The sequence below is a fragment of the Paenibacillus sp. FSL L8-0708 genome (assembly GCF_038009325.1).
Classification (GTDB): Bacteria; Bacillota; Bacilli; order Paenibacillales; family Paenibacillaceae; genus Paenibacillus_AQ; species Paenibacillus_AQ odorifer.
In genome coordinates this window covers 6,383,479-6,401,001 of sequence record NZ_JBBPBC010000001.1, presented here as the reverse complement: position 1 = coordinate 6,401,001, position 17,523 = coordinate 6,383,479, and the positions used below count along the sequence as shown (strand labels likewise).

The window sequence follows — 17,523 nt, the reverse complement described above, 5'->3', positions numbered from 1 at the left end:
GTACAATTACCTGATGCGGATTCGGTTGTGTCCGATAGCGTCCTAACCTAATCCCCCTGCTGCGTTACTGCGTTCGTTACCGCCGCAGGTTGTGTCCGCGGCAGCTGGCTATGCGCAATGTATCTAAGCCGAAGTTTGGTGGGGAGTACATTTGTCCTGTTTTCAGAACGACAGGAGACAATTGCCGTTACCCTGTGCGTTATAGTACATAAACTGTGATGTAACCCTCAGCCTGAAGAATTGGCTCTGTAAGGAAGGTGGATGAGCATGAAGCCCAAACGAACTTCTGCCCGCCGCACAGGGCGGCGGGTCTCTCGGATGAAGCGGCGGACTTCACGCCCAGTGCGGCAAGTCGCTGTAGTCCCTATAGTTAACCATCCTAATCCCTATGTTTCGGTTATTATTCCAGCCATGAATGAAGCTCAGACCATTGCGGGAGTGATATCTGGAGCCAGAGGGGTCCATCCGCGCTGCGAGGTAATTGTGGTCGTGAATGGATCCACTGATCAAACGGCAGGGATTGCACAATCGCTAGGTGCGCGTGTTATTTCCTATGAGTTGCCGCTTGGACACGACGCTGGCCGTAGTGTGGGAGCTGAGGCAGCCAAGGGAGAAATCCTATTGTTTACAGATGGAGATTTGGTGATACCTGCTTCGGGGCTGCGTCCTTACGTCACTGCTGTTAGTGGTGGAGTGGACATAGCGCTTAATGATTATTCCGGTCCGGTCCGGAAGCTGTCCCCCCATCCGGTGGTGCTGTCTAAACATGCACTGAATATTCTGCTTGGCCGTCCAGATCTGAAGGGATGTTCGATGACGGCAGTTCCGCACGCAATCAGCCGCAGAGCACTTGATATTTTAGGGAGCGATTCATTATCACGTCCTCCACTGGCGCATGCCCAGGCAATTCTTAGTGGACTGCATGTGGTAGCCGCTCACAAAGTACCTGTAGGGAAGTTAAATGCGGTGAGGCGCAAGGAAGACGGCATAGATCCATTGCAGCAGTTGATTACAGCGGATCATATGGAGGCTGTATCCCTCTTGCTGGAACATCGGGGGAACAGAGCGGGCTTTGGCGACGGAGCCCGGCGCAGAGAGATGGTGAGATGATGGTTGCAACTTTACGAGGCACAGTAGCTCGAACGGCAAAGAAACGCCCAATCCGTCACAGGTCAGCCAATCGCTCTGTAAAAGCCAACGCTGCTGCTCGCCCGCTTCTGTCTCGGCAATCGAAGGCAGGCAAGGAGACTCTGAAATTACCGAAGTTACGCGGGACTTTGTCAGTCATTATCTCCGCGCGTAATGAGGAGCAGACCTTGTCCCGTCTGCTGCATCAGGTTGCACGGCTTGAACCTGCAGAAATTATCGTCGTACTTAATGGCTGCAGTGATAACTCTTTTCCTATTTCTAGACAACATCGTCAAGCCATTGTAGTACACTGCCCAGAGTCTGTCGGACATGATGTGGGCCGGGCTATCGGTGCAAAGCTGAGTCGCGGGGATATATTGCTTTTTCTGGATGGAGATATGGTCATTCCGGCCTCTCAGCTCGTTTCATTCACGGCGGCTGTAGATCGCGGAATTGATGTAGCTCTTAATGATTTAGACTCACTGATGCCTTCCTTTGGATTATGTGATGATGTCACCCGCAGCAAACTGTTTCTGAATTATGCTCTGGATAGGTACGATCTCGGGGTTAGCTCTATGACAGCTGTTCCTCATGCGCTTTCGCGGCATGCGCTTGAGACCATAGGCTACCGTGAATTAATGGTTCCACCTAAAGCCCAAGCTCGCTCTGTATTAGAAAAGTTACGGGTGGAGAAGGTAGGAACGGTAAATGTTATTAAACATAATCGGCTGCGCAAGGCAAATACAGGGGTTGGAAATGCTGTGGAAAAACTGATCATAGGAGATCATGCTGAGGCTCTACATGAGGTTCTTTCCCGGCGAAAAGCTGGCGGTCTGCTAAGTAGTGAAACACAGCGTGAGTACCGCAGACAGGTAGCCGCTTGGAGGAATCGGATATGACGCTGACGAGTATTATTATTCCAACCTACAATGCGCTGCCCTTGCTGCGGGCCTGTGTGGAATCTATTCGTGCCTACACTCCGCCGCCTTATGAGATTATCGTAGTGGACAATGCTTCAACGGACGGAACAGACACCTATTGCCGTGCGAATCATCTAACGTTTATTTCATTGCCAGACAATCGCGGCTTTCCAACTGCATGCAATTTGGGGCTACAGCTAGCGTCAGGTGATGAAGTCCTGCTGCTGAATAACGATGTAGTGGTGTCTCAAGGATGGTTAACTAATCTGAAGAGGGCTCTATATAGTGCTCCTGATGTAGGTATTGTTGGACCAGTCACAAACTATGCCAGTGGACGTCAACAGGTGAAGACCGATTATGAAGGTCTGATAGGTTTTCATCAGGCTGCTGAGAGGGCGAACCTTCCAAATCCCCAGAAATGGCTGGAGACGAGACGGCTGGTAGGATTATGTTTTTTATTCAAAAGAGAGCTGCTAACTTCCGTAGGTCTACTGGATGAGAGATTCTCACCTGGACATTACGAAGATGATGATTATTGTTATCGCGCCAGGATAAAGGGATATCGGCTGCTTATCGCCGGGGATTGCTTGGTGCACCATGAAGGAAGTGCAAGTTTCAAGCAAGTTTACAATACCGGACTGCAAGTACTGGTGGAACGAAATCGCAAGATCTTTATAGATAAATGGAATGTAGATCCTATTAATTTTATATGAAGTGCAGATCCGAAGGCAAAGGACGTAGATAAAGAGGAGGAAAGTAAGTGAAAGGAGTCATACTGGCGGGCGGAACAGGATCTAGACTTCAACCGCTGACCCGGCTTATGAACAAACATTTGCTTCCGGTCGGCAAATATCCTATGGTCTGTTACGGCATAGACCGGCTTCGCCGGGGAGGAATTACCGACATTCTTCTGGTCATAAGCAAGCAGTCTGCTGGCCTGTACACGGATTTTTTAGGCAGCGGTGCTGCATTTGGTGTATCTCTGACCTATAAAATTCAGGAAGCTGCCGGAGGCATTGCCGAGGCGCTTGATTTAGCAGAAGGGTTCATTTTCCCAGGGGAACGATTTGTTGTATTGCTCGGGGATAATCTTTTTATGGATGATCTGAAGCCTTATGTGGAGAGTTATCTTCGTCAGCCAGCGGGCACTGCAAAGGTGTTGCTGAAGCCGGTGGAGGACGCGCGCAGATACGGTGTACCTGTGTTTGATAGTCAAGATGCGGCATGGATTGCTTATATCGAAGAAAAGCCTGAGCATCCGAAGACCAATTATTGTGTAACTGGTATTTATATGTACGATGAAGCTGTATTTGATATCATCCGGCAGGTATCGCCTTCCAAGAGGGGGGAGCTGGAGATTACCGATGTAAATAATATATACGCCGCTGATCGCAGACTTAGTTATGATGTGCTTAAGGATTGGTGGAGTGATGCGGGGACGTTCCAGTCTTTACACGAGGCGGGGGAAAAGTTAAAAGATGCACTGCCATAAGGCAGTGCTTTTTTTGTTGTAATCCTACTATAGATAGCTGCAAGGGCTTTGAAATCACACGTTACTCAGAGAGCTCGAGGGTTAGAAATCCTCCACCAGATTAAATCCTCAGTTTCTTTGTATCTCTCAGAGCCTAGACGCTCCAATACTTTGTGGGAGGCTGTATTATCTTTTTCAGTGTCAGCGATTACATAGACAGCTTGGGGATGGGAGAAAATCCATGCATTAATTGTGTGTAGTGCCTCTGTTGCATATCCTTTTCTTCTATATTTCTCATCAATCCCATACCCTAGAATAACCTCGCCTTTCTCATTCGGGTAACCTTTAAGGATAATGAATCCTATAATACATTGATCTTCCCGATGGATGATGGCCCAGTTCGTTAACCATAGGTAATGGTCGGGGTCCTGCTGCACCTTTTTTAGCCTGATCTGCATAGCATATTGCATTTCATCATCAAGCGCCGCACTGATGGCAGCTAAGCCTAATTGCTGCTGTAGCTCCGAATAGTTATCTATTGCTAGCGTGAGCTCTGGGGCAGTTAAAGGTATTAGATCGATACGCTTGCTTTCAAGCTTCATATATTCCCCACCAACCTTTGGTAAACTCAGGATTGTGCATTTCACATTTTAATCCTTTTAAATGTACTTAGCAATAACGTAATTTTTATGTCATTCCAGTCACGAATAGAGCCTTAACTTGTCGAGGATCCCGGCACCGTCCCGGCTCCTGCCGCATATGCTGTAGCAGGGCGTTTGAGCAAAGGAGACATGAAGGTGCAGAGTAAAATAACTAAAGTCCTGCAGCACATGGCCCATACGCATGAACAGATGGCGCGGATTCTAGATGCTGAGCGCCATGTGGCTGTCCGTATGTCGCAAATTGTCCACGATCTGCCAGATGCGGAGCCTGATTTTGATGGGATCAGCGGGATGATCGAAAGCTCAACTCAGGTAAACAAGAATATTATTGCTTACTTGAATGCACTTGCAGATCTGGAAGAAGCGATGGCTGATGGGGTAGGCAGAGTGATTAAGGAATTGAACGGTCAAGAAGAAGAGTAACGCTATAGGAGCAGGAGGCGGAAGATGAGCAGAGAAAAGGCTTATCTGCAAATGCTGGAGTCCACCGCCGCCATCCAGTGGAACGTTGCGTTGATTCTGGAAGCTAAGGCGGTTGAAGCTGAAAAGGTAAAGCAGTGGGCACAGCATCATATCCACGCTAGAGCCTTTGATTCCCACAGTGAGCAACTGAAGGAGTCCCTCTCTATACACGAGGTCATCGTGGAGATGGTCGAAGGGCTGACCAAACTGGAGAACGGACTCTACAGCAATTTAAAAGCAGTGCTGGGCAGTGGTGAAGACGATGGTGGCGGGGAAGGTTTTGGAGACATGTCAGGTGATGGCTTTAGTTTTGGAGAAGACAGCAAATGAGCGGGGACCGTCTCTCTGAACATGCCGTCAAGCTGGAGATGATTCGCTCCATTTCGCGCAGTCAGGCTGCTTTGGCGGCCATCTTGGAGAGCATCGCCGAATTGACGGAGCAATCTGAGTTGACGGCCCGCAAATTGAGCGACAATATCAGGATTTTAAGTGGGTATCAGAGTGCGATGTGCCGGATGATGTCCGGGATTTCACTACATCGTCCTAAACGGGGAATTCCTGCTGCGCCATGGCTGAGCAAGGCATACGCCGTAGGAACCTCCAGAGAACATGGAGCACAGGAGGAGTAGAAGCATGAAGAAAAAAAGCCGCAGAACGCTACGTTCAGGCAGAACCCGTAGACGCACATTGCTGCTCTCGCGGAAAGCAAAAGTTCGTAAAGGGCTAGCCCGTAAATCCCGCAGAGTTCTTGCCCGGAAAACTGCTCGTTATGGGAAGTCAAAGAAAGGCCTATTGCTACGCAAGAAAAGAAGACTTCGTCGCAAGCTTGTTCGTAAAGTAAGGGTTGCGCAGCCACCGGTGATTGTGGTACCCGTGAGCGAGGCTCCGCCTGCTCCACAGGTAATTCCGCTCCCCCCGGAGCTGGGCGTTTCGCCGGAAACGCCTCCGGCAGACGCCTTTCAACAGGGATACACCGAAGCATACAACGTGGGGTTCGACGCCGGTTTCGCCAAGGGCTTCGAGGACGGGCATAAGCTGGAATTCAGCTAGGAGACACAGATGACAAGATCCGCTCCGTCCGTGAGCGGGTCTTGGGGTTTTCGTGCGGACTGGTTTGCTGCGCTGCCGATGTGATAAACTTCATAATGAAAGTGAAAATAATATGAGGTTAAGATGAAGGCAGGGATGATTCTTGGGTACTGAGATTCGCAGAGCACGCAAAGATGAGATTGATGAAATTATGGAGCTGATTGCCAAATGCGTACAGGTGATGCAAACAGGTGGCAGCGATCAGTGGGACGAGCATTATCCGAACCGGGAGATCATCTCCCTTGATATTGAACGTGGCAATCTATGGGTATGTGAGGAGAACAATGCGGTGGCCGGCATTCTAGTGTTGGACGAGCATCAATCTGAGCAGTATGGGAAGATTGACTGGACTGAAACGCAAGGGCCTCATTTAATTATGCATAGATTGGCTGTGCATCCCGAAGTTCAAGGGAAGGGAATTGCACGCCGTCTTAGCACTTATGCAGAAGAATATGCTCGCCAGAATGGTTATTCCAGTATCCGTCTGGATACATATGCTAAGAACACTGGGGCACTCGCCCTATATCCCAAGTTAGGTTATGATCGCAGGGGTGAAGTAACTTTTCCGGGGCGCACCGCTAATTTTCCGGTGTTCGAGAAGGTTCTAGAAAAGCACGGAAATTCGGAAGCTTAACATAGCAAGAGAACCAGAGGATATCTCATGAGCCATCAAATGGCTGCTGGGATATCCTTTTTTTTCGTGAAAATAACACCTTTCTCTAAACAAAAACTTTGTTTGATTAGGTAGCATTTGCGCTTACGGAAACCCTGCTCAAAAGGTGATGAATTTGCAAATAGCGTCATATGAGTCCGAAACCATGCTCAAAAAGCGATAAGTGTGCAAATAGCGTCAGCTGGGTCCGAAAGCATCAGTGGCAGAGTATGACTCGACACTATCGGACCCAGATGACCTTAAACGTGGAATTTTCCCACATTTGGGATGCTATCGGACTCCAGCGCAGCTATTGGTATAAAACACACTGCATATGGACCTGTTTCGAGGGAATAGCGTCACTGGAGTCCGAAATCTTACTCAAAAGGCGATAAATGTGCAAATAGCGTCATCTGGGTCCATAAGCATCAGCGACTGAGTATGACTCGACAGTAACGGACCCAGATGACCTTAAACGTGGAATTTTCCCACATTTGGGATGCAATCGGACTCCAGCGCAGCTATTGGTATAAAACACACTGCATATGGACCTTTAACGAGGGAATAGCGTCACTGGAGTCCGAAATCTTGCTCAAAAGGCGATAAATGTGCAAATAGCGTCATTGGAGTCCGAAACCCTGATCAATAAGCGAAAATATGCAAATAGCGTCATCTGGGTCCATAAGCATCAGCAGTTGAGTATGACTCGATAGTAACGGACCCAGATGACCTTAAACGTGGAATTTTCCCACATTTGGGATGCTATCGGACTCCAGCGCAGCTATTGCTATAAAACACATTGCATATGGGCCTGTAACGAGGGAATAGCGTCACTGGAGTCCGAAACCATGCTCAAAAGGCGATAAATGTGCAAATAGCGACATCTGGGTCCGAAAGTATGGAGGATTATGACTCACCTGTGGTGTAGACGTAGCGAGAACAATAGAAGCCGAAGTAGGCAGTAGAGTAGGCGCAAGTGGAAAGTAGCGGTACAGAAGAAGTAGTAGTAGCAGAAGCAGTAGACATAGCAGTGGAATAGGCGCAAGGGGAACGTAGAAGTGCAGAAATAAGAGTAGTGTAGGGGCAGTAGTAGTAGCAGAAGCAGTAGACATAGCAGTGGAATAGCCGCAGGGAGAAAGTAGAAGTGCAGAAGTGGGAGTAGTGTAGGGGCTGGAGTTGTTGTAGCAGTATCAGTAGATGTAGCAGTGGAATAGGCGCAAGGAGAAAGTAGAAGTACAGAAGTAGGGGGGAGTGTAGAAGCAGAAGCAGTAGACGTAGCAGTGTAATAGGCGCAAGGGGAACGTAGAAGTGCAGAAATAAGAGTAGTGTAGGGGCAGTAGTAGAAGCAGAAGCAGTAGACGTAGCAGTGTAATAGGCGCAAGGAGAAAGTAGAAGTGCAGAAATAAGAGTAGTGTAGGAGCTGGAGTTGTAGTTGTTGTAGCAGAAGCAGTAGACGTAGCAGTGTAATAGGCGCAAGGAGAAAGTAGAAGTGCAGAAGTAGGGGGGAGTGTAGAAGCAGAAGCAGTAGACGTAGCAGTGGTATAGGCGCAGGGAGAATGTAGATGTGCAGAAGTAGGAGTAGTGTAGAAGCCGAAGCAGTGCAGAAGTAGCAGTTGAGTAGCAGTAGGGTCGGCATAGGTCAGTTAGATGAATAGAGTTAGACGTACACTTTCGGGCTCTGACCAGTTTACCATATTGCGCTATATGCATAGCGGTTTAGCATAACGCGTTAGAGTAAGCAGAGATACTGTCCGAAATGGCCGACCTAATCGAACGAAACGGCTGTCTCTTAAGCCATGAAATAGCTCTTGGATAGCTTATTTTTTATGTTTTCCTGACAGTAAATCTGACGCAAAGTATAAGGTATCGTGATCGAAATTTTCTTGAAACAGAATAATCGTGATCATAAATCGAATAATGTTATTTAACATAACATAAAATACTGAATTCCTTTAATGAAACAGTATTGATAAAACAAAATCGACTTTATGTGTAATGTATATTGACACAAAACCTGTCTTTAGATTATTATTGGACTATTCAAATTACAAATGAATAGTCTTTTTTTCGTATATCCTTAATAATTGGTTTAAGGGTCTCTACCGGGAACCGTAAATTTCTGGCTACGAAAATATGCTCAGGCATATTTTTGTGGCCTTTTTGTGTTACAAGCGTGAAGTTGTACTGGAGTTAACTCAATGAGGGGGAGAAGGCTATGGGAAATATTTTGATCAAAAATGCCGAAATCATTACGATGAACAAGCAAGAGGAAATTATACACGGGGATGTCCGGATTAAGGATGATCTCATCGTTGAAATCGGCACTGGCCTGATCCCGCAGGGCGACGAGCAGATCATTGATGCTACGAACCGTACATTAATTCCGGGTTTTATCCAGACTCATATTCATTTATGCCAGACGTTATTCCGTGGTAAAGGGGACGATCTGGAGCTGATGGATTGGCTGCGCAAACGAATCTGGCCATTAGAGGCCGCGCATGATGAAGAATCCCTTTATTATTCGGCTATGCTTGGCATCGGCGAACTGATCACTAGCGGCACGACGACGATTGTGGATATGGAGACTGTCCATCATACGGATTTTGCGTTTCAGGCTATAGCTAAAAGTGGAATCCGGGCCTTGTCCGGCAAGGTGATGATGGATCAAAAAGGGGGAGATGTGCCTGAGGCGCTGCAGGAGGATACCGCATCTTCTTTGCAGGAAAGTGTCGATCTACTGGAAAAATGGAATGGTTATGGAAACGGCCGGATTCAGTATGCATTTTCTCCACGTTTTGTGATTTCCTGTACAGAGCCTTTATTAACCGAGGTGCGGGATCTGTCCGCAAGATACGATGTGAAGGTGCATACTCATGCGTCTGAGAATTTAGGGGAAATTGAGATTGTGCAGGCCATGACTGGCATGCGTAACATCGTCTATCTGGATCATCTAGGATTAGCCAATGAACGGCTTATACTGGCGCATTGCGTGTGGCTGGATGCTGAGGAGCGGCGGATTTTGCGGGATCGAGGAGTGCATGTAAGTCATTGCCCGGGTTCCAATCTGAAATTGGCCTCCGGAATTGCCGACACACCAGGGATGCTTCATGAGCATGTTTCTCTTAGTCTGGGAGCGGATGGCGCTCCATGCAATAACAATCTGGATATGTTTAATGAGATGCGATTGGCGGCGATTATTCAAAAGCCTCATCACGGACCCACAACCATGGATGCCCGCAGTGTATTCCGTATGGCTACTATTGGTGGGGCGAAGGCCGTAGGGATGGAGGATAAGATCGGGAGTATCGAGGTAGGCAAAAAAGCAGATCTAGTGCTCCTGAATCTCTACAATTTTCATACCTTCCCCTCTTACGACGTAGATCCCATCTCTAGAATTGTATATTCCGCTACGCGGGCAGATGTGGAGACAACGATAATCGACGGGGAGATCGTGATGGAAAGAGGTTTGCTAAAGACTGTGGATAAAGAAATTGTACTAAATGAAGCTAACCGTTCTATTAAAAGATTACTCACGCATACCTCGATCGTTTGAGGGGAGAGGTCGATTCGGATTTGGATATCTTATCATTCGCAGGGGATCACTGGACCCCCTGTTTTTTTATGAGAAAATATGAACATAAGGGAACTAAAGTGCCTTTTATGAGGTCGTATTAAGTGAGGTGAAGCTAATTGGAACTGGAAGGTCTTCAGCATAGCGAGACGATGAATGAACAGCAACTAAGAGAAATCATGAGCCGTTACGGAGAGGATATATGGAATTATATCTATTATCTTACCAAAAATTCTGAACAAGCCGATGATCTGGCTCAAGAAGTATTCATTAAATGTTATTACCGGATTGGAACGTACCGGGGGAATTCTTCATTTAAAGCATGGTTGCTTACGATTGCCAGGAATACTGTTTTTTCGCACCGGAAATCGCGCTTTTTTCGTTCGGGCTTATGGGGTGGTGTACAGCCATTGTCCACGGTTGATGTGGAGCAGCGGGAAAAAACTATCGAACCTCTTGGCGTAGCCCGATCTGCGGAGATGGAGTATTTGGGTAATCAGTCCATTGGTGAGATATGGGGTCTAATTATGGCATTGCCTCCAAAGCTGCGCGAAATATTGGTCCTGGATTTGAAATATGAGCTCTCTATAAAAGAAATAGCTGAACTGATGAACTTGAGTCACGGAACGGTAAAATCAAGATTGCACCGAGCGCGGCAAAAAATTCAGAACAAATTAAAGGGGGTAGAATGATGGAGGATCATAAACCGGAATGGTATGCTCAGGCCCGAAAAGGACCTTTTGGAAATGAAAAGTTTACTATGAGGCATGCAGACAACGTCATTCGCCAAATTCAAGAAGATCAACAGGGAGCGAAATCTTACTCAGGAAAAAGACTGCCTGTGCAATTGTTGGCTGTGGCGAGTTTTATTGTATTGTTGGGCTTAGGTGTATTCTTTCTGAACGGAAGGTTCCTCGGTAATGAATCAAGCAACCCTGCGCAAACGGAGGTTTCGTCGCATTTCACGGAGGCTGAGCTACAGCGGAACGCAGATCAGGTGATGCAGAGTTTACTTGGAAAGACTTATCCGCTAGATCACCGGGAATGGCTTAAGGAGCAACAGCAGATATTTTACTCTTACCAGAAAGGTGAGGACTCCGCATATATCTGGATCAATTATGAGACAGGAGAACTGGTGCAAACGAAGATGAGTACGATTCTGACAGCTGCAGAGATCGACGCTGAAATGAAAACCCGTGCGGAAGAGATCAAGGGCAAACTGGGTTATGCGAATGATTCAGCTTATGAAGTGCTCAGATACGTTGAATATGATGTTACACAACATTCTGGCGTGAAAATTGAGAATAACTTTAGGGCGGAGAAATGGCGTATCGGATTTGTGAATGGTGAATTCGATTACGCATCAGCCACGCTTGAGGCCTCGGCGGTATCAGAAGAGATGCGTCAAGCTGGGGAAGAGGCATTGAAGGTGTTGAGAGGTAACGGAGGTGATGAAGAGCTTAGTTTAGTATTTCGGGCTATGGACAAGGATCAGGATACGCTTACGCTGCAATACGGATCAAAGGTTTCGGTTACGTTCGATACTGTTACTAGAAGGATTGAGCAGATTAGTGATACAAATCCTCGTGCTAGTGATAAAACAGATCCCAAACAACTAACGGTATTAGACCGGGAGTTGTCTCTAATTGATGGGGATCGCCTACGTGAGAAGGCAGCACCTCTGCTGACTAAGATATTTAGCGTTGCTGATGTGGGCGGATATAGCTTGCTTAAAAGAGATCAGGAGCCCGGGAATCTCACCTTTCATAAGCTTGGCAGTCCTGAGATCACTGTATATTATGATAGTGATTTAACGATCTGGAAGGTAAAAGAGGATTTGCCAGCAAGCCAGTCTTAGATTGAAAGTCATAACATAATAGGCTTAAATAGGGAGGTTCCACAGCCGAAAAGGCGTGGGATTTCCCTATTTGTAGTGGGAGCGAAAGGTGCACATTTTTGATAAAAAAAGTAAGTATTGTTATACTAGAACAATCTGATATTTTACAGAAAAGATGAATAGAGTTCATAATCAGAACAAATGAAAAGGTAAGAGGGGATTAAAACGTGAAAAAGCACGGGCCGAATCGAGCTCAGTTCTATATTGTTGTCCTGCTGCTATGGTTGAAGCTGCTCCTGCTGAGAGTGCTGTTCTTTGATAGAATTGCTTGGGAATGGATTGCAGCAGATGTTGCTCCAGTCCTCTTCATCATGGGGATACTGACGGTCATTACTCCTTCGCGGGTGAGAACAGCTGTCTATTGGACATTTAACGGGATATTATCGCTGCTGCTGTTCGCAGCCAGTGTATATTTCAATCACTTTGGTTCTGTTCCTACGTATCTGGCTTTATATGAACTGAATCAGGTGTTTCAAGTGAAGGCAAGCGTAGAATCAACGATACAGACTATTGATTATTTATTTTTCGCTGATTTTGTGATCATGGCAATCTATGTCTTGATCCGCAGATGGAAGCATGGAAAAGCCTATCCGCGTGAGCGTGAGCGATTCAGCTCCCGGAACACACGATTGGCACATATGATGGTGATTCTGGTGGCTATTCTTGGAGGTTTTGCTTTATCGGCCAATTCTGTCAATTCTGCGCGGGGAATTACAAATGAGCTTGTGCAGGCAGAAAGTGCCGGATTCCTGAATTATGAGGTCGTTGCCGCAATTAAGGTCAAGGAAGATAACAATCTCATTGGAACCGGAGATATTAAGGATACCATCGCGAAGATTGATGAGCTACAAGCTTCCTATCCTTATAGTAGTAAGGCCGCGGGCACAGCACCTGAGTATTTCGGCTCCCAAAAGGGCAAAAATGTAATTGTCATCCAAATGGAAGCTTTCCAAAACTTCCCGCTGCATCAATCCCTGAAGGGTCAAGAGCTGACTCCAGTGTTGAACAAGTTGGCAGATGAGGGATTTTACTTCCCCCATGTCTACCAGCAGATTGGTCCGGGCAATACTTCTGACGCTGAATTTATGAGCAACACGTCGATTTATCCAATCGGGACCTTGGCAATGTCCACTGGATTCGGGGACAGAGAACTGCCGAGCCTACCACGTCTGCTGAGAGATAAAGGATATGAGGCGTACACCTTTCACGTGAATCAAGTGGGCTTTTGGAATCGGAATGAGCTATATCCTGCACTTGGATTTAACGGCTATTATGATAAAGATTATTTTACCAATGATCATTTTAATGCGTTTGGTGCTTCCGATGAACAGCTTTATATTACGGGTGTCGAGAAATTGGCAGAGCTGCAGAAGAAAGGAACTCCTTTCTACGCACAAATGGTGACGGCGTCCAGCCATCATCCCTTCCAAATTCCGGACTCTTTTAAGAAGATCTCAGTGCCTGATGAGTTAAAAAACACGATGCTTGGCGATTATTTGACTGCTATTAACTATACTGATTATGCCATTGGAACTTTAATAGAGGGTTTGAAGAAAAATGGAATGTGGGATAACACTGTGCTGGTGATGTATGGCGATCATTTTGGCTTGCAGCCGCAGGATGTGCCACCGGAGCAAGTAGAAAGTGCGTTGGGGATTCCATACGATTCCCGGATCAGTCGCTTTAATATTCCATTGATTGTACATGTACCAGGAATGGAGCAAGGGAAGGTAGTAGAGAGAACAGGTGGACAGTTGGATATTCTTCCTACGATAGCTAACCTATTGGGGGTTTCTTTAAAAGAAGAAGGTTATACAGCATTTGGTCATGATCTCTTGAACATTGATCGTAATGTGTTAGGAATGCGGTATTATTTGCCTTCTGGTTCTTTCTTTAATGATGATATTCTCTATGTGCCTGGTAAAGATTTTGCTGATGGTAAAGCTGTGTCGCTGGATACGCTTAAGCCAGTATCGGATTTCACAAAATATCAGACTGATTATGAGTATATTTTGAAGCTAATGAATTTGTCCGACGAATATGTGAAGCTGTTACCACAGAGATAGGGGGAATCATGAAAAAGTTCTGGAAACCGGAGTATCTCGTAGGCCTTGCCGGCTGCGGTATCATTATTTATTTGCTATTCGTAGGGCCTTTTATTGGTGTTGCCGATAACGGAGATTTTTTGCGTATGATGAATACCATCGGTCTGAACTACTATGACACTGGAGCATCGTATGCCGACCAGTTTTTCAATTTTAGTCATTCCAGTTTTGCGTATGAAAATTTATTTAGAGGTTTTTATCCTTCCTCACAGATTTTTATAGTACTTGTGCCGAGATTGATCGGCGGGCTCATCCATGGCAGCTTTTTTGATGTTCGTTTGCTGGGTGCAGTTTATGGGCTTCTTTTACTGGCGGCAACTTGGCTGCTGGTGAAGTATAATGCTCGTGGCTCTTATGTTACAGGGCTGCTGTTGGGAGCAGCTATCTTATTTGTGTTTTACGATATCGGGTATGTGGCCTATTTCAACTCCTTGTTTGGAGAACCAGTGTCGATGGTGTTTATGCTGCTGACATTTGCATTAGGATTAAGATTAACCAGCCAAGAGAAGCCAACCACTAAAGGATTAACTTTGTTTTTTATCGCAATTCTGTTTCTGGTCACCTCCAAAATCCAGAATGCACCCATTGGGATTGCCTTTGCTCTGATTTTCTTGCGGTTTATGATGCTTGACGGAGAGGGCAAATGGAGGAAGCTGGCTTTACGTTTTTCGATTGCCATCTTTCTTGTATCCATCGTTTTGTATGTGGCAGCGCCAAAAGATCTGAAGCATATTAATCTGTATCAAACGGTGTTTTTTGGGATTTTAAACGAATCGCCGGATGTGAAGGGAGACTTGCAGGATCTCGGATTGCCGGAGCGGCTGGAGGTACTGGCGGGTACAAATTATTTTCAGACCGATACAGTGATTAAGCAGAATGATCCTTCGCTGGTTCCGGACTTCTATGACCGTGTATCTCATAAAGATGTATTGTTCTTCTATCTGAAGCATCCGGACCGGTTGATAGATAATATGAAATATGCTGCGAGTAACAGCATGGCGATTCGCCCGTATTATCTAGGAAACTACGAGAAAAGCGAGAATAAACCAGCAGGTGCATTATCCTATACTTACAGTGCATGGAGCCAATTCAAAAATAAACATATTCCGCATACGCTCGGATTTCTCTCCATATTCTATCTGGTGTATTTTGCGGGAGCTTTGTTCCAGTATTTCCGCAGCAGAGATATTCGTGGCAAAGTTGCCGGCGAGCTGCTGATGCTGCTAGGGCTAATAGGGATTTTCTCCTTCTTGGTTCCGATTCTTGGGGACGGAAGGGCTGACATCGGTAAGCATTTATTCTTGTTTAATGTGTGCTTCGATATGATGGTTGTAGTCATGTTTGGATGGATTGTACACAAGCTGACGGGGATTGCGAGACGCTAATTTCAAGCACCTATCAAACACAAAATAACACAAAGCAAACAGCAAGTTTCCGATTTGGAGACCTGCTGTTTTTTTAAAAATATGGCTATGTTAAACTTTGTTGTTGATATTTCATAATTAAGAACAAGCGTTCTATAATAAGGGCGATATAACTGTTCGGAGATGATTTGCCCATGGATTTAAAGGAACTGAAAAAGCTTGCTGATACGTTGGACGATAATGGTAAGCGAGAACTTATCTACTTTTTGCAGTCCCGAACCAAGGGAGTGGCACTTCCAGTTCGAGCGATTGATGAAATTCAAGAGCAGAAGCATAAATATGGACTTATTTGCCCGCATTGCAAAAACGATTCTGTTGTTCGATTTGGAAAGTAGGCTGTAAGAACACGCACTGGAGAGGTTAAACGTCAACGTTACCGTTGTAAGTCCTGTCGCCAAACATTCAATGACCTTACGAACACCCCTCTGCAACGAATGAGGCGACCTCATATGTGGGTTCGTTTTATCGAATGCATGATTGAGGGCTTTTCTCTGAGAAAATGTGCAGAGCAGTTAAACGATGAAGTCACGCATGTCACCTTGTTTTACTGGCGGCATAAGATTCTTTCCGCTCTGAAGCAGATTCCAACCGAAGCATTTCAAGATATTGTTGAAATGGACGAGACCTACTTTCTTTACTCGGAAAAGGGCGAGCGGAATATTACCGAACGCAAGCCACGTAAACGTGGCGGCAAAGCGAAATATCGTGGTATAAGCCACGATCAAGTGTGCGTGCTGGTTGCCCGTGACCGTCAGAAAATGCCTTACTCTGGCGTACTTGGGCGTGGACGTATTCGGATTACAAAATTAGACGAAGCGATTGGTGGTCATCTATCTGACTCAAACGTGTTATGCACTGATTTATGGAGGGCATTTAGCTCCTATGCGAATTCAAAAGGCATGACTCATTACCGATTCAAGTCCGACGGAAAACAACGTGTGAAAGGCGTGTACCATATCCAAAACGTAAACAGCTACCACAGCCGCTTGAAGAAATGGATGGATCGCTTCACTTTTAGGGAATGTAAACATCTAAATAACGTAAGGAACGAGGAGGCAGACAATTCATGGGAGGAACGAATGTATGGGATGCGGAGTGGGAGGTTAACGAAGAGCAGGCGCGGACGCTGATCGGCAGACAATTCCCTCAGCTGTCATCGAAGCAAGTGAAGCGATTGGGCTGGGGCTGGGACAATACGGTTTTTCTCATCGGTGACGAGTACGTGTTCCGGTTTCCAAGAAGAACGATTGCAGTTGGTTCGATTCGTATGGAAGGGAAGCTGCTGCCAAAGCTGGAGACATATATAACCATCCCCTATCCGAAACCGTTGTTTTATGGCGAAGCAAGTGACGAATACCCGGCACCATTTCTTGGCTATGACTACGTGCTAGGAGATTTCCCAATCGGTTTGACGGAAGAACGCCGGGCTTTATCGGCAGAGACGCTGGCGAAATTTTTGCGGAGATTGCATGAGTTTCCGGTGCAGGCAGCGCTGGAGTGCGGAGTTCAGCAAGATCATCGAAACTTGACGGACATAGCATCGCGCAAAGTGAAATTGGAGGGCTTTCTATCGAAGGTGGTTGAACACTTGTCGCCGGAGGAGTCCGGTGTGATCGAAGCGTATATTAGCAGGCTGCAAAAGGACCGTGTCGAGGCGGTGAATGCACTGCTACATGGCGATCTTCATTTCAAAAATATGCTTGTGAATGAGAACGGGATCGTTTCCGGCATCATTGATTGGGGCGATCTGAGCGTAGGCCATCCGGCTTGCGATTTGAGCGTTGCTTATAGCTTTTTACCACCTTACGCTCGCGGCGTGTTTTTCGAAACGTACGGAGGAGCGGACGAGGAAACGAAGCTGCTGGCGCGGCTAATCGCGGTATACATCCCCATACTGATCTTAATGCAAGCGGTCGATGACGGGAATGAAGCAATTGCGGCAGAGGCGAAATCCAACATCATGCGGGCACTGTCGGATTAGGCTTATTATTTCGTTGCGGCTATGGGGCTATGGCTATCGGCACCATTTTGTCGTTTAAAGGCCGCGATAAGGTACGATCCGCCTTCTCTGATGCCGCTTTATGTTGAGGAACACGAAATTCAACAGAGTAAGTCGTTGCGCTAACGGGACACGATAGCAAT

The 17,523-nt window shown here is 46.4% G+C and carries 16 protein-coding genes, 1 pseudogene and 1 riboswitch; of the genes and pseudogenes, 16 read left to right on the top strand and 1 reads right to left on the bottom strand.

Annotation, left to right across the window (positions count from 1 at the left end):
• Nucleotides 1-267: 267 nt before the first annotated feature.
• The 4 genes from NYE58_RS30095 to NYE58_RS30080 are packed head-to-tail and all read left to right on the top strand — an operon-like array spanning nt 268 to nt 3,540.
• Nucleotides 268-1,110, top strand: a complete 843-nt coding sequence (locus tag NYE58_RS30095) for a glycosyltransferase family 2 protein (protein ID WP_249267796.1) — start codon at nt 268-270, stop codon at nt 1,108-1,110.
• Nucleotides 1,107-2,027 (top strand): glycosyltransferase family 2 protein, encoded by a 921-nt coding sequence (locus tag NYE58_RS30090; protein WP_341003777.1) that lies wholly within the window; start codon nt 1,107-1,109, stop codon nt 2,025-2,027. Before NYE58_RS30095 ends, NYE58_RS30090 begins: the two co-directional genes overlap by 4 nt.
• A complete protein-coding gene (locus tag NYE58_RS30085; protein ID WP_076219589.1) occupies nt 2,024-2,761 on the top strand; it encodes a glycosyltransferase family 2 protein in 738 nt (245 codons plus the stop codon). The genes NYE58_RS30090 and NYE58_RS30085 overlap by 4 nt, the downstream gene beginning before the upstream one ends.
• Nucleotides 2,762-2,808: 47 nt before the next feature.
• On the top strand, nt 2,809-3,540 hold the full coding sequence (locus NYE58_RS30080) for a sugar phosphate nucleotidyltransferase (RefSeq protein ID WP_076208710.1): 732 nt from the start codon (nt 2,809-2,811) through the stop codon (nt 3,538-3,540).
• A gap of 65 nt (nt 3,541-3,605) precedes the next feature.
• Here NYE58_RS30080 and NYE58_RS30075 read toward each other — a convergent pair whose 3' ends face one another.
• Nucleotides 3,606-4,121, bottom strand: coding sequence for a GNAT family N-acetyltransferase (locus NYE58_RS30075; protein ID WP_076278183.1), 516 nt, complete (start codon nt 4,119-4,121; stop codon nt 3,606-3,608).
• A gap of 195 nt (nt 4,122-4,316) precedes the next feature.
• Between NYE58_RS30075 and NYE58_RS30070 the strand changes: the two genes are divergently transcribed.
• From NYE58_RS30070 to NYE58_RS30015, 12 genes and pseudogenes are all read left to right on the top strand, one after another.
• A complete protein-coding gene (locus tag NYE58_RS30070; protein WP_036679726.1) occupies nt 4,317-4,604 on the top strand; it encodes a hypothetical protein in 288 nt (95 codons plus the stop codon).
• Nucleotides 4,605-4,628: 24 nt separating this feature from the next.
• Nucleotides 4,629-4,973: a hypothetical protein gene (locus NYE58_RS30065; protein WP_036679724.1), complete on the top strand. Its 345-nt coding sequence runs from the start codon at nt 4,629-4,631 to the stop codon at nt 4,971-4,973.
• Nucleotides 4,970-5,272, top strand: coding sequence for a hypothetical protein (locus NYE58_RS30060; protein WP_051491084.1), 303 nt, complete (start codon nt 4,970-4,972; stop codon nt 5,270-5,272). The genes NYE58_RS30065 and NYE58_RS30060 overlap by 4 nt, the downstream gene beginning before the upstream one ends.
• Nucleotides 5,253-5,693 (top strand): hypothetical protein, encoded by a 441-nt coding sequence (locus NYE58_RS30055; RefSeq protein WP_139330222.1) that lies wholly within the window; start codon nt 5,253-5,255, stop codon nt 5,691-5,693. The genes NYE58_RS30060 and NYE58_RS30055 overlap by 20 nt, the downstream gene beginning before the upstream one ends.
• A 142-nt stretch (nt 5,694-5,835) precedes the next feature.
• Entirely contained in the window at nt 5,836-6,366 is a 531-nt protein-coding gene (locus NYE58_RS30050) for a GNAT family N-acetyltransferase (RefSeq protein WP_143762005.1), read from the top strand.
• 2,065 nt (nt 6,367-8,431) lie between these two features.
• A riboswitch (purine riboswitch) is annotated at nt 8,432-8,530 on the top strand.
• Nucleotides 8,531-8,599: 69 nt separating this feature from the next.
• On the top strand, nt 8,600-9,937 hold the full coding sequence (locus NYE58_RS30045) for a 5'-deoxyadenosine deaminase (protein ID WP_076130441.1): 1,338 nt from the start codon (nt 8,600-8,602) through the stop codon (nt 9,935-9,937).
• Nucleotides 9,938-10,107: 170 nt separating this feature from the next.
• The gene (locus tag NYE58_RS30040; protein ID WP_341003773.1) at nt 10,108-10,647 is read left to right on the top strand and encodes an RNA polymerase sigma factor; all 540 of its coding nucleotides are present in this window, start codon (nt 10,108-10,110) and stop codon (nt 10,645-10,647) included.
• Nucleotides 10,647-11,813: a hypothetical protein gene (locus NYE58_RS30035; protein WP_341003772.1), complete on the top strand. Its 1,167-nt coding sequence runs from the start codon at nt 10,647-10,649 to the stop codon at nt 11,811-11,813. Before NYE58_RS30040 ends, NYE58_RS30035 begins: the two co-directional genes overlap by 1 nt.
• A gap of 206 nt (nt 11,814-12,019) precedes the next feature.
• Complete coding sequence (locus NYE58_RS30030) at nt 12,020-13,918, top strand: LTA synthase family protein (RefSeq protein ID WP_076309175.1); 1,899 nt, start codon at nt 12,020-12,022, stop codon at nt 13,916-13,918.
• An 8-nt stretch (nt 13,919-13,926) separates the two neighbouring features.
• A complete protein-coding gene (wsfD, locus tag NYE58_RS30025; RefSeq protein WP_076278172.1) occupies nt 13,927-15,342 on the top strand; it encodes a glycan biosynthesis hexose transferase WsfD in 1,416 nt (471 codons plus the stop codon).
• Nucleotides 15,343-15,515: 173 nt separating this feature from the next.
• Nucleotides 15,516-16,421, top strand: a pseudogene (locus NYE58_RS30020) (IS1595 family transposase); the annotation flags it as partial.
• A gap of 26 nt (nt 16,422-16,447) precedes the next feature.
• Nucleotides 16,448-17,362: a phosphotransferase gene (locus NYE58_RS30015; protein WP_076280494.1), complete on the top strand. Its 915-nt coding sequence runs from the start codon at nt 16,448-16,450 to the stop codon at nt 17,360-17,362.
• Nucleotides 17,363-17,523: the final 161 nt, after the last annotated feature.

Coding starts and splice junctions, on each gene's coding strand:
- NYE58_RS30095 (WP_249267796.1), top strand. CDS start 268: ATGAAGCCCAAACGAACTTCTGCCCGCCGCACAGGGCGGCGGGTCTCT.
- NYE58_RS30090 (WP_341003777.1), top strand. CDS start 1,107: ATGATGGTTGCAACTTTACGAGGCACAGTAGCTCGAACGGCAAAGAAA.
- NYE58_RS30085 (WP_076219589.1), top strand. CDS start 2,024: ATGACGCTGACGAGTATTATTATTCCAACCTACAATGCGCTGCCCTTG.
- NYE58_RS30075 (WP_076278183.1), bottom strand. CDS start 4,121: ATGAAGCTTGAAAGCAAGCGTATCGATCTAATACCTTTAACTGCCCCA.
- NYE58_RS30065 (WP_036679724.1), top strand. CDS start 4,629: ATGAGCAGAGAAAAGGCTTATCTGCAAATGCTGGAGTCCACCGCCGCC.
- NYE58_RS30060 (WP_051491084.1), top strand. CDS start 4,970: ATGAGCGGGGACCGTCTCTCTGAACATGCCGTCAAGCTGGAGATGATT.
- NYE58_RS30055 (WP_139330222.1), top strand. CDS start 5,253: ATGGAGCACAGGAGGAGTAGAAGCATGAAGAAAAAAAGCCGCAGAACG.
- NYE58_RS30045 (WP_076130441.1), top strand. CDS start 8,600: ATGGGAAATATTTTGATCAAAAATGCCGAAATCATTACGATGAACAAG.
- NYE58_RS30040 (WP_341003773.1), top strand. CDS start 10,108: ATGAATGAACAGCAACTAAGAGAAATCATGAGCCGTTACGGAGAGGAT.
- NYE58_RS30035 (WP_341003772.1), top strand. CDS start 10,647: ATGGAGGATCATAAACCGGAATGGTATGCTCAGGCCCGAAAAGGACCT.
- wsfD (WP_076278172.1), top strand. CDS start 13,927: ATGAAAAAGTTCTGGAAACCGGAGTATCTCGTAGGCCTTGCCGGCTGC.
- NYE58_RS30015 (WP_076280494.1), top strand. CDS start 16,448: ATGGGAGGAACGAATGTATGGGATGCGGAGTGGGAGGTTAACGAAGAG.